The following is an 11700-nucleotide window of genomic DNA, read 5'->3' as shown; positions in this document are numbered from 1 at the left end:
GGAATGGGCAAGACCGGCCGCAAGCGCCGCGCACGCAAGAAGAAGGGCGCAAACCACGGTAAGCGCCCCAACGCCTGACTCAGGCGGCTACAGAAAGCGAGGACCCCGGCCAAAACCGGGGTCTTTGCAATTTGGTCACAGGTCGGTCAGATCACCATTCACCCAGGCTTCGTATTCGGAGCGTCCCGAGCCCAATACCCTTTGTCATGTTCAAACAGTCGTTTGCGTGGAAGTGTCGGGCGGCCTGATAGTGCGCAGGGTCCATCAGGTTGTGGAGAAGCCCTGCAGTCGCCGTACCTCCTAGAGTTAGCTCGGGCATCCGGAACCGACTGTGACCAGATCGATTCGGCGAGCGAGAGAGGTGGTTCGGCTGAACGTCGAGAGCCTGGGTGAACTGCTGCGCCGACATCGAACCGGGCTAGGCCTGACCCAGGCCGCCCTGGCCGAAAAGGCCGGACTGAGCGAGCAGGCGATCAGCGTGCTCGAACGCGGAACCCGTCGCCGGCCCCGCCTCGACACTGTTCGGGCACTGACCACAGCGCTCGGCCTGGACGCCGCAGACGCCGCAGATTTCATGGCTGTTGCCCGGGGTACCGGACGTCTGGCCTCGGCAACTACTGCACCTTCCGGACCGGCTGCCTCGATCGACTCACTGCCGGTGCCCTGGCAACTGCCGCCGGCGATCCCCGACTTCACCGGCCGGAGCGCACAGCTCGATGCCGTCCTGTCGGCACTCCGGGACCCGGACGGATCAGGTGGCGGCGCCGTCGGCCTGGTCGCCGTGACCGGCATGGGCGGGATCGGCAAGACCGCGCTGGCAGTCCGGGCAGCGCACAAGCTGGTGATGAGCTACCCGGATGGCCAGCTCTATCTCAACCTCCGCGGGTACGGCCCCGGCAAGCCGACCGCGACCGCGGACGCTCTGGGACAGCTGCTCCGCTCGCTGGGCCTGGATGTCCAGCTGATCCCCGAGGGCGTGGAGGAGGCGGCCGCACTGCTTCGATCCCAGCTGGCCGGTCGGCGGATGCTGATGCTGCTCGACAACGCGACCGACGTTCACCAGATCACGCCGCTGTTGCCCGGCAGCCCCGGATCAGCGGTGATCATCACCAGCAGGGCCTCGCTCGCAGCGCTGCCCGGGGCCCGCCAGATCCGCCTTGACGCGTTGTCCGAGACGGAGTCCGTCGACCTCCTGGCCGGAGTCGCCGGCACGGACCGGGTCGCGGCCGAACCGGATGCCGCCGAGAGCCTGACTCGCTTCGCCGGCCGGCTGCCACTCGCCGTCCGGCTGATCGGCGCCCGGCTCGCCGCGCGGCCGGGCTGGCCGATCCAGCACCTCGTCGACTTCCTGGAGAACGAAGGACGGCGACTGGACAGCCTGGGCTCCGACGACACCGGCGTCCGCGCGAGCATCGCCAGCTCCGTGCGGTTCCTCGAGTCCAGCGATCGTGAGCTCGATCGCGAGGCAGCCCTGGCGTTGCCGACCCTGAGTGTGCCCGACGGCTCGGACCTGCACACCTCCGTGGCCGCACACCTGCTCGACATGCCGATCCGTCACGCAGGCCTCGTTCTCGAACGCCTCGTGGACCTCAACCTCCTCGATCCCGTCGCACCCGAGCGCTACCGCTTCCACGACTTGATCCGTGCCTACGCTCGCGAGCTGGCCGAGCAGTCCCTCACCCAGTCCGAGCTCGACGCGGGTCTGGGCCGCGTCCTGCGCTTCTACATCGGCTTCGCGTGGGCCTGTCAGAGTCTTACGCACGAGGCAAGCCAGCGGCCTGGGCTCGCCACCATCCGGATCCCGCCCGTCCCGGCGCTCAGGGACACGGTTTCGGCGCTGCGGTGGCTGGACGACGAGGAGCGCAACCTGATCGACCGGTTTCGCCAGGCATCGGCGACGTCGCTTGCAGGGTCGGCGCTGCTACCCGAGCTCGCCCTCGCGCTGTTCGGTTACCACGAGCCCCGGTCCCGCTGGGTCGAGATGCGCGAGTTCAGCCGGGGCATGGTCGAACTGGCCGAGCGACTGGACCTGCCATTGATGGCGGCGTGGCTCGAGCACGACACCGCGATCCCCATGGTCGAGCTCGGTGACTTCGAGTCTGCCCGGGCGCACCTGGTCAAGGCGCTGGAGAGGTTCCGCGGCGTCTCCGACATCGCGGGTCAGGCTCGCTGCTGCTCCTCGCTCAGTCATGTGCTCGAGCGGCTAGGCCGGACGGAAGAGGCGCTGTCAATGATCCAGCAGGCGCTGGAGCTCAGTCGCCAGCTCGACGACAGGTCGGTCGAAGGCGTCACATATCTCGCTCTCGGCGGCCTGCACAACCGGCTGGGCGATTTCGCCGAAGCCGACCAGGCGTTCGCGGAGAGCATCCGGCTTGCCGAGCAGAGCGGCGATCAACGATCGCTGGCGAAGCGCTACCTCAACGCGGGCATCTCGCACGTCGCCAACCAGCGATTCGACAACGCGATCGAATCACTGCGGACGAGCATCCAGGTATCCGGACGGCTGGGCGACGGCAATGGCCAGTCCGAGAGTAAAGAGGTCCTCACCGTGGCCTTCGCCGGCAAAGGCGAGTTCGCCGTGGCCGAGGAACACGCGCACTCCGGGATCCAATTGGCCAGGGCTTACCGAAATCGACTACGCGAGGGCCGATTGCTGCTGCAGCTGGCGAAGATCAGGGCCGCGTCCGAAGATTCGGAGAGCGCCAGACAACTGCTCACCGAAGCCATCCCGTCACTGCATGCCGCCGCCGACAAGGTCGAACGCGATGCGCTGGACCTGCTGGCCGTCCTGGACCGAGACGAAACCTACACCTACCGGCCGAATTACTCCTGACCGCGCTTCAGTCGGTGGTGGTGATGGTGGTTTCGACCTGGATTTGGGTGAGGCGGAGGAGGATTTTCTGACGGAGTGCGTCGGGGGCGTGGTCGGAACCGCAGGAACGGTGCACGAGTTTCTTCACGCAGCGCTCCAGGTCGTACTCGTCCAGGCACGGCGCGCACTCTTCGAGGTGCTGCCGGATCTCGTCGGTACTGGCGCCCTCGAGCTCGTTGTCGATGAAAAGGTACGCACGCTGCAGGATCTCGCTGCAGTCGATGTCGTGGTGCTCGCCGCAGCTCACGACTCCTCCTCGGTTCCGGTCTCGTCGGACGGGATCAGGCCCCGGTCGCGCGCGTAGTCGCCCAGCAGGTCACGCAGCTGGCGCCGGCCACGGTGCAACCGCGACATCACGGTGCCGACCGGCGTACCCATGATGTCGGCGATCTCCTTGTACGCAAAGCCCTCGACGTCGGCCAGGTAGACGGCCAGCCGGAAGTCCTCCGGGATCGCCTGCAGGGCCTCCTTGACGTCGGAGTCGGGCAGATGCTCCAGCGCGACCGCCTCGGCCGACTTCAGGCCGCCGGGAGTGTGCGACTCGGCGGCGGTCAGCTGCCAGTCCTCGATCTCCTCGGTCGGCGACTGCGTCGGCTGGCGCTGGCGCTTGCGGTATCCGTTGATGAACGTGTTGGTCAGGATCCGGTACAGCCACGCCTTCAGGTTGGTGCCGGGCGTGAACTGGTGGAACGAGCTGTACGCCTTCGCGAAGGTGTCCTGGACCAGGTCCTCGGCGTCCGACGGATTACGGGTCATCCGCATCGCCGCGGCGTACATCTGGTCGAGGAAGGGCAGCGCCTCGCGCTCGAAGCGCGCGGTCCGCTGCTCGGGTGTCTCGGTCGTGGTGGGAGTCGGCATCGGGATCGAGAATACCGGGGTCTTCCCGCCGGTCCTCGCCGGAGCCTCTCTCGTCGCCATCATGCCCGGCACAACACGCCCCGGCGCGGGGGCATTCCCCGTACGGCGGCGGTGGTCAACCGGTGACCACTATCCGGACACTTCGCGGCTGACCCACTCGAACACGGCCTCGACCAGCAGCTGATGGGTCTCCTGCTGACTGAGCTCGGCGCGCTTCGGCACCTTGAACGAGTGGTCGGCGTCCGGCACCACGGCCATCTCGGTGAGCGGCGGGAACTCCTCGGGCGTCCCGAACGGGTCCCGCTCCCCCTGCACCACCAGCGTCGGCAAGCCGGCACTCTGCAACTCGTCCACCCTGGACTTCTCCGGCTTCCCCGGCGCATGCAGCGGAAAGGCCAGCGCCAGTACGCCGGATGACCCCAGACTGCTCGCGGTCCGGCAGGCCACCCGGGCGCCGGCGCTGCGGCCGCCGACCACCAGCGGCGTCCGGATCCGGAGCTGGCCGATGATCGCGATCCAGGCCTCGTCGAGGATCTTCGGGCCGGGGGCAAGCTTCTTCCCGGCGTGCCGCCAGGGCTGCTCGATCAGGAACACGTTGATGTCCTGCTTCGGCAGCCGGGACGCCAGCGCGGCCAGGTCGGCCGACTCGATCCCGCCCCCGGCGCCGTGACCGAGGGCCAGCGTCGCCACCGGTCGCCGGGCCCGATGCGCCACGATCCGGGCGTCCCCGTGCGGCGTCTCCACAATCCGTTCGTCGGTCACCGCCCCATCCTGTCATCACTTCAGCACCGATCGGTGGTGCCGGCGCGGTGCGTCAAAGGACACGGTGGGTCAGAACAGCGGGGGTTCCTTCGGCTCCTCGGGTTTGTCGAGCGGGTCGACGCCGTCGGGTGGGAGCGGGTCGACCAGGTGCGGTCCGTTGTTCTTCACCGAGCTGACCGCCTTCGAGACGGCGTACGCCTCGAGCCGTCCGGGGGCCGCCGGGACGAGCAGGTCGAGCAGGTCGAGCAGGTCGTCCTTGTCGGAGCTCAGCGGGTTGAGCCAGACGTCGTACCGCTCGCGTTCGACGAGCAGCGGCATCCGGTCGTGGATGCGGCCGAGGTCGTCGGTGGACGAGGTAGTCAGGACCGTGCAGGTCCACAGCCAGGCCTCGTCGGACTCCGGGTCCTCGACCGTCTTGTCCCGCCAGATCTCGTAGAGCCCGGCCATCGCCAGGATGCCGCCGTCGGCGGGCCGGATGAAGTACGGCTGCTTGACCGGCTTGCCGTTCACCTTCTGCTCGGACTTGTACCACTCGTAGTACCCGTCGGCGGGCAGGATGCAGCGCCGGGTCGCGAACGCCTTCTTGAAGGCCGGCTTGTCCGCGACCGTCTCCATCCGGGCGTTGATCAGCCGGTTCCCGATCGAGGTGTCCTTGGCCCAGGACGGCACCAGCCCCCACTTGACCGTGGTCAGCTTGCGCACCGTCTCCTCCGGCGCCTCGCGGTTCTTCCGCTCGACCACCGCGATCACCTGGTCGGTCGGCGCGACGTTGTAGTTCTCCCCCACCTCCTGCACGGACTCGCGCACGTTCCCGGACTCGATCTCGAACTCGGCCACGAGGTCGGACGGATCCCGGCTGGACGCATACCTTCCGCACATACCGACAGCCTAATCAGGTCCACCGACAGTGGCAGCGGACAAGCGGCGACGGATCGCCCACCCCGTGTCAGGCGATCCGCCGCCGGCCTTTGCGTCCGGGCGCCCCCCTGTAGGCGTCCGGACGCAGGTCCTAGGGTCTGGCGAGCTCGTCGAGCACCCTCCCGGCCATCGCGTCGGTCCCGGGCAGTCCTTCGATCCAGATCCGGGCCAGCTGCGGCACGTCGGTGTCCAGCCGCCACTGGGTGATCAGGGCTCGTACCGTCTCGACCTGCTCCGGCAGGTTCGGCTCGCGGCCGACGAGCGCCGCCGCGCGGCGTGAGCCGACGCGGCCCAGTACGTCACCGCCGCAGAAGACGATCCGCAGGCACTCCGCCACGTCGACCAGCCGGAGCTCGCGGTCGAACGGCGTCGTCCCCGGGGGATTGAGCGGCTCGACAACCACCAGTGCGTGGGTCTGCGGTACGGAAGTTCCACGGAACTCGGCCTCTCGGTAGAGCTCGCCGAGCCGGGACCGCAGGTGCGCCAGGCTGGACAGCCCGGTCAGCGGGTCCTCGCAGGACAGCGAGTGCAGGTAGACCAGCGAGGCCTCGGCCCAGCTGGAACTGAGTGCGCGTACCGCGGCGAAAGCCGGCTCGCCCCCGGCGATCGAGCGGTACAGCGCACTCAGCCCATCAAGTGCCTCGAGCAACGAGACGCCGTCGGCCGCCAACTGCCGGCCGACCTCGTCGCTCGCAGGCACGACATCGGCTCCGTCCCGCAGCGCCTCGGCGATCGCGAGGTAGGCGCTGGAGTCGGAGCAGCTTGCCCGACAGCTCGGCACGGCTGTGCCGGCTGTGCCGTGCGAGTCCCTCCCCTCGCACGGTCGATCGTCTGGAGACGACGCCTCCGGCCGGGTCCGGGCGGGCGACCCCGCCAGGTTCAGGGACTTGGCCGGACGCAGGTCGAACCGTCTGCGGATGTCCGCGAACAGCGACATGGCCCTCCTCGAACAGCCCCGTCAGTCTCCCGACCAGTCGGCCGGAAGCGTCGTTCCGGAGGTGAGACAGCGGGGGCCGAGGTTCATGACGCGGATTCGCCGAACTTTTTCCGCGTAACTTCCGGACTACCGCTCTCGTCAGGAAAGGAGCACAGTTCCGCGTCAGGAATGGTGCGCCGCCGCGTCTCACGTGGGAACCTTGTTCCCGGCAACGACGTGACGGACGGTGACGTCGCAGCACGGACAGTCGTGACACCCACGGGGAGACAGATGGAGACGCCGGAAGGACCGAGCGACGCCGAGTTGATCGCGCGCGTCCGCAACGGCGACCTGGAGGCGTACGGCGAGCTGTTCGGCCGGCACCACCACGCGGCCGAGCGGATGGCCCGCCAGCTGGTCCCGGCCAACGACGCCGACGACCTGGCCAGCGACGCGTTCGCCAAGGTGCTGGACGCGCTGCGCGCCGGCGGCGGTCCGGACATCTCCTTCCGCGCGTACCTGCTGACGACGGTACGGCGAGTACACGTCGACCGGATCCGGTCCGGCCGGAAGGTGCAGGCGACCGACGACATCGCGTCGTACGAGCGGGAGCCGGAGGGCTTCAACGACCCGACCGTGACCGGCTTCGAGAGCGGCGCGGCGGCCAAGGCGTTCGCGAGCCTGCCCGAGCGGTGGCAGGCCGTGCTCTGGCACACCGAGGTCGAGGGTGAGAAGCCCGCGGCCATCGCTCCCCTGCTCGGCCTGACCGCGAACGGCGTCTCCGCGCTCGCCTACCGCGCCCGCGAGGGGCTACGGCAGGCGTACCTCCAGCAGCACCTCGCCGACGTGGCCGGCGACCGTTGCCGGTGGACGACCGAGCGCCTCGGCGCCTACGTCCGCGGCGGCCTGACCAAGCGGGAGAACCGCAACGTCCGCGAGCACCTGGACGACTGCGCGAAGTGCACGGCGGTCTACCTCGAGCTGGTCGAGGTCAACAGCGCCCTGCCGGCGCTGCTCGCCCCGGCCCTGCTGGGCACCGCAGGCCTCGGCTACCTGGCTGCCGCGTCCGGTGCGAAGGTCGGTCTGGTCGGCTTCTTCGTCACCGGCTGGAAGAAGGCCACAGAGAACAGCACGCGTACGGCGGTCGGCGCCGGAGCGGTCATGGTCGTCGCGGTGGCCGCCGTACTCGCTGCCATGGCGCTGACCGGCGACGAGACTCCCCCAGCGGCGATCAGCAACCCGCCGGCGCAGCAGCCGACCCAGCAGCCGCCGGGCACGCAGCCGACGGTCCCGCCGGTGAAGCCGTCGCCCACGAAGCCGCCGGCGACCCAGCCGACCACGGCTCCGACGACTGCTCCGACCACCGAGCCGTCGGAGCCCGAGCCGACGCCGACTCCGACGCCGCCCGTTCCGACGACCACGTCTCCCTCGGCCACACCGCCGGTGCCGACGACGCCGATCCTGGACGAGGGCCTGCTGACGATCAGCATGACGCCGGGCGGTCGCGGGCCTTCCGTCGGCGCTGACGAAGCACAGGCGCAGGACGTCAGGTTCGTGATCACCATCAAGGCGCCGGCGCAGAACGCCAATCCCGTTGTCATCGGCATCAAGTACGGCAAGACCCTGACCTGGCCGTTGAGCGGCAACCCGCGCGGCTGGACCTGCACGGCCTCGACCAGCACGTGCACGGCGAACAACCCGGCCGCGCCCGAGCCGCTGCCGGTCACCTTCGACACCCCCACCGGCGGAGCGCAGGCCGACCGGACCTTCACCGTGTCGGCCAAGACCGGCCGGCTGTACGACGACGACTCCGAGACCCTGATCGCGCCGCCGCGCACCGACGAGAACCTGCTCAAGATCGTCGCCGGCAAGGCCGACCCGGACGTCCACCACCGCATCCTGACCGTTGCCCCCGGCACGGATCGCCCGAGCGTGACGCTGAAGATCAGCTACGGCGCCGCCCTCGAGTGGCCGATCGCGAAGAGCCCGGCCGGCTGGACCTGCAACGCCAAGACCCAGACGTGTACGGCGGCCAACCCGGCGAAACCGGCGCCGCTGCCGGCGAGCTTCGACGTACCCGAGGACGGCTCGGCCGCGGCGCGGACGTTCACCGTGGCCGCGACGGCCGGGCTGGTCAGCGACACCGACTCCGAGACGCTGGCCGGGATCCAGGCAGACGAGTCGCTGCTGCAGATCCTCACGCCGACGCCAGGTGCCGACCCGAACCCGTTCGTCTACAACCGCTTCCTGAAGTTGAACGGGGTCGCGAACCGCCGGGTGACGCTGGACATCTCGTGGGGCCGCAACCTGTCGTTCCTGTCCGCGCTCGACAAGGGCTGGACGTGCTCGCGCTCGAGCGACGTACGGCGGGCCACGTGCCGGACCGACAACTACGTCAAGCCGTTCAACTCCGAGTGGAGCGCGTGGCTGCCCGGGACCGGCGCGGCCAACCAGATCACCGTGCGCGCCCGGGTCGGCGGCCGCGAGGACACCGACACCGTCCAGCTCCCGCCGTCCACGACCCGCCGGTGAAATCGGGTTGCCGGCTGCTTTACTCTGGATCTGTTCGCGCTGACGGAACCAAGTAGCGCCGTACGCCAGGTCAGAGAGAGTCGCCGGTTGCTGTGAGGCGATACCTGGAGCGGTGGCGAAGACACTCCTGAGCGACTGCACGGCAAGAGGCCGGGTCCGCCGGATCCGGTGAAGGTGTGGTGGCACCGCGAGTTCCCCTTCGCCCACACCTCCGGGGTTCGAGAACAGACCTGGAGGTGACAACAGCGATGCGCATTCTCAGCCATGAGATCCCCTCAGCAGTGGGCCAGACCGTCACGGTGGCCGGCTGGGTGCACCGAAGACGACGGCTGGCCGCCGTCAGTTTCCTGATCCTGCGCGACCGGTCCGGCCTCAGCCAGATCGTCGTGAAGGCGCCGGAAACCCAATCGCAGCTGGACGAGCTCGGTGAGGAGACCGTCGTCCAGGTGACCGGCACGGTCGCCGCCAACCCGCAGGCGCCGGGTGGCGCCGAGCTGGTCGACCCGGTGATCGAGGCGCTGACCGAGCCCGCCCACACCCCGCCGATCGAGTTGTGGCGGCCGGCTGTGGGCGCCGGGCTTCCCGTCGTACTGGACAACGCGCCGGTCGCGCTGCGGCATCCCGCCGTACGCGCCGGATGGGAGATCGCCGCGGCGGCGCTGCACGGGTTCCGTACGGCGCTGGACGGTCAGGGCTTCACCGAGATCCAGACGCCGAAGATCGTCGGTACGGCGACCGAGTCCGGGGCCAACGTGTTCGCGCTGGACTACTTCGGCGGGCCGGCGTACCTGGCCCAGTCTCCGCAGTTCTACAAGCAGACGATGGTCGGGGTGTTCGAGCGGGTCTTCGAGGTCGGGCCGGTGTTCCGGGCCGAGCCGCACGACACGATCCGGCACCTGGCCGAGTACGTGTCGCTGGACGCGGAGTTCGGGTTCATCACGGACCATCGCGACGTGCTCGCCATGCTGCGGTCGGCGATCGCGGGGATGCTGTCCTCGGTGGGCTCGAGGGCCGGCGCTGCGCTGGAACGGCTCGGGGTCGCGTTGCCGGAGATCCCGGTCGACGTGCCGGTGCTGCATTTCAGCGAGGCGCTGAAGATCGCCGGCGCGGACCCGGACGAGCCGGACCTGGCACCGGCCGACGAGCGCGCGATCGGCGAGTGGGCGCTGCGTGAGCACGGCAGTGAGTTCGTCGCCGTCGAGGGCTACCCGATGGTGAAGCGCCCGTTCTACACCCACCCGCAGCCGTCCGACCCGCGCTGGTCCAACTCCTTCGACCTCCTCTTCCGAGGCATGGAGTTGGTCACCGGCGGCCAGCGCCTGCACCGGTACTCCGACTACGTCCGTGCTCTGGAAGCCCGCGGCGAGTCGGCGGACGCCCCGGCGTACAGCTCCTACCTCCAGGCCTTCAAACACGGCATGCCACCCCACGGCGGCTTCGCCATCGGCCTGGAACGCTTCGTAGCACGCTTGACAGGCGCAGAGAACATCCGCGAGGTAACCCTCTTCCCCCGCGACCTCCACCGCCTGACGCCCTGATGTGCGTTGCCTCCGCGGGGACAGCTCGTCCCCGCGGAGGCACCTCCATGCATGATGTGCGCATGGTGAGTGTGGACGCGGGGCGGGTGCTGGCGGCGATTGACGACGTTCGGATTGTCGACGATCTGCGGGAGTTGGTGCGGATCCCGAGTGTTGACGGGACGGCGGCCGAGAGCGACGTGCAGGCGTGGTGTGCGGGCCGGTTGGGGGAGCTTGGGCTGGAGTTGGATCATTGGCGGATCGACCTGCCTGAGGTGGCTGCCGACCCGGAGTTTCCGGGGATGGAGGTCGAGCGGGAGCAGGCGTGGGGGTGTGTCGGGGTGCTCGGTGGGTCGGGGACGCCGGGGCTGATTCTCAACGGTCATGTCGATGTGGTGCCGCCGGGTCTGTGGCCGGAGGGCGATCCGTTCTCGGCGCGGATCGAGGACGGGGTGATGTGGGGCCGCGGGACGTGTGACATGAAGGGCGGCGTCGCGGCGATCCTCGGGGCGGTAGCGGCGATCGTTGCCTCGGGCATCCAGCTGCGAAAGCCGCTGGCGGTGCACAGCGTGGTCGGCGAGGAGGACGGCGGGCTCGGGGCGTTCGCGACGTTGCGCCGCGGGCACACCGGCGAGGCGTGCCTGATCGCGGAGCCGACCGCGGGCTGCGTGATCCCGGCCAACTCCGGGTCGCTGACCTTCCGGCTGGAGATCCCCGGCCTGGCGACGCACGGCTCGACGCGGACCCGTGGAGTCAGCGCGATCGAGAAGTTCGTCGTGATCCAGGCCGCTCTGCAAGCGCTGGAGGCCGAGCGCAACCGCGATCCACACCCGCTGCTCGCCCACCTCGAGCTGGCGAACCCGCTGTCCGTCGGCACGATCCAGTCCGGCGACTGGGCCAGCACCGTCCCCGACGTACTCATCGCTGAGGGCAGGTACGGCGTACGCCTCGGCGAATCGCTACCCGCGGCCCGCGATGCCTTCGAGTCCGCCGTCGCCGAAGCGTGCGCCAAGGACGACTGGCTCCGTGACCACCCGGTGAAGGTCACTTGGCCCGGCGGCGCCTTCGCCTCCGGTCTGCTCGCGACTGACGACCCGCTCCTCACCGACACGCTCGACGCGGCCGGTGATCCGGCTCCCGAGGTCAGGGGCGCGCCGTACGGCTCGGATCTCCGTCAGTACGCCGCCGCAGGCATCCCCACGCTGCAGTACGGCCCCGGTGACGTCCGCTACGCGCACGCCACCGACGAGCACGTCCGGCTGGACGAAGTCCTGCACGCCGCCCGCTCTTACGCCCTCTTAGCCCTCCGGCGCTGCGGCTGATAC

10 protein-coding genes are annotated in these 11700 nt (G+C 69.5%); 5 read left to right on the top strand and 5 right to left on the bottom strand.

Annotation, left to right across the window (positions count from 1 at the left end):
• The first annotated feature begins 3 nt into the window (after positions 1 to 3).
• Positions 4 to 78, top strand: coding sequence for a 50S ribosomal protein bL37 (locus ACIBGM_RS34875; protein ID WP_369759046.1), 75 nt, complete (start codon positions 4 to 6; stop codon positions 76 to 78).
• Between the two features lie 283 nt (positions 79 to 361).
• Positions 362 to 2833, top strand: coding sequence for an ATP-binding protein (locus tag ACIBGM_RS34870; RefSeq protein WP_396387955.1), 2472 nt, complete (start codon positions 362 to 364; stop codon positions 2831 to 2833).
• Positions 2834 to 2840: 7 nt separating this feature from the next.
• Here the strand turns inward: ACIBGM_RS34870 and rsrA are convergent, their stop codons facing one another.
• The 5 genes from rsrA to ACIBGM_RS34845 form a co-directional block, all read right to left on the bottom strand.
• On the bottom strand, positions 2841 to 3119 hold the full coding sequence (rsrA, locus tag ACIBGM_RS34865) for a mycothiol system anti-sigma-R factor (RefSeq protein WP_360532723.1): 279 nt from the start codon (positions 3117 to 3119) through the stop codon (positions 2841 to 2843).
• Entirely contained in the window at positions 3116 to 3730 is a 615-nt protein-coding gene (locus ACIBGM_RS34860) for a sigma-70 family RNA polymerase sigma factor (protein ID WP_132207908.1), read from the bottom strand. Before ACIBGM_RS34860 ends, rsrA begins: the two co-directional genes overlap by 4 nt.
• 129 nt (positions 3731 to 3859) lie before the next feature.
• A complete protein-coding gene (locus tag ACIBGM_RS34855; RefSeq protein ID WP_396387954.1) occupies positions 3860 to 4492 on the bottom strand; it encodes an alpha/beta family hydrolase in 633 nt (210 codons plus the stop codon).
• 69 nt (positions 4493 to 4561) lie between these two features.
• The gene (locus ACIBGM_RS34850; protein ID WP_396387953.1) at positions 4562 to 5371 is read right to left on the bottom strand and encodes an SOS response-associated peptidase; all 810 of its coding nucleotides are present in this window, start codon (positions 5369 to 5371) and stop codon (positions 4562 to 4564) included.
• 130 nt (positions 5372 to 5501) lie between these two features.
• On the bottom strand, positions 5502 to 6347 hold the full coding sequence (locus tag ACIBGM_RS34845) for a hypothetical protein (protein WP_396387952.1): 846 nt from the start codon (positions 6345 to 6347) through the stop codon (positions 5502 to 5504).
• A 270-nt stretch (positions 6348 to 6617) separates the two neighbouring features.
• Between ACIBGM_RS34845 and ACIBGM_RS34840 the strand changes: the two genes are divergently transcribed.
• From ACIBGM_RS34840 to ACIBGM_RS34830, 3 genes are all read left to right on the top strand, one after another.
• Positions 6618 to 8858, top strand: a complete 2241-nt coding sequence (locus ACIBGM_RS34840) for a sigma-70 family RNA polymerase sigma factor (protein WP_396387951.1) — start codon at positions 6618 to 6620, stop codon at positions 8856 to 8858.
• A gap of 248 nt (positions 8859 to 9106) precedes the next feature.
• Complete coding sequence (gene aspS, locus ACIBGM_RS34835) at positions 9107 to 10396, top strand: aspartate--tRNA(Asn) ligase (RefSeq protein ID WP_396387950.1); 1290 nt, start codon at positions 9107 to 9109, stop codon at positions 10394 to 10396.
• 62 nt (positions 10397 to 10458) lie between these two features.
• Positions 10459 to 11697 (top strand): ArgE/DapE family deacylase, encoded by a 1239-nt coding sequence (locus ACIBGM_RS34830; RefSeq protein ID WP_396387949.1) that lies wholly within the window; start codon positions 10459 to 10461, stop codon positions 11695 to 11697.
• Positions 11698 to 11700: the final 3 nt, after the last annotated feature.

It is taken from the genome of Kribbella sp. NPDC050470 (genome assembly GCF_044458365.1).
In the GTDB taxonomy this organism is placed as follows: Bacteria; Actinomycetota; Actinomycetes; order Propionibacteriales; family Kribbellaceae; genus Kribbella.
Note: the sequence above shows the minus strand (reverse complement) of the source record. Positions and strands in the feature narration are given on the sequence as shown.

Bases quoted from the DNA above. Each gene is read 5' to 3' on its own strand.
- ACIBGM_RS34850 (WP_396387953.1), bottom strand. From the start codon at position 5,371: ATGTGCGGAAGGTATGCGTCCAGCCGGGATCCGTCCGACCTCGTGGCC.
- ACIBGM_RS34830 (WP_396387949.1), top strand. From the start codon at position 10,459: ATGGTGAGTGTGGACGCGGGGCGGGTGCTGGCGGCGATTGACGACGTT.
- ACIBGM_RS34840 (WP_396387951.1), top strand. From the start codon at position 6,618: ATGGAGACGCCGGAAGGACCGAGCGACGCCGAGTTGATCGCGCGCGTC.
- ACIBGM_RS34845 (WP_396387952.1), bottom strand. From the start codon at position 6,347: ATGTCGCTGTTCGCGGACATCCGCAGACGGTTCGACCTGCGTCCGGCC.
- aspS (WP_396387950.1), top strand. From the start codon at position 9,107: ATGCGCATTCTCAGCCATGAGATCCCCTCAGCAGTGGGCCAGACCGTC.
- ACIBGM_RS34860 (WP_132207908.1), bottom strand. From the start codon at position 3,730: ATGCCGACTCCCACCACGACCGAGACACCCGAGCAGCGGACCGCGCGC.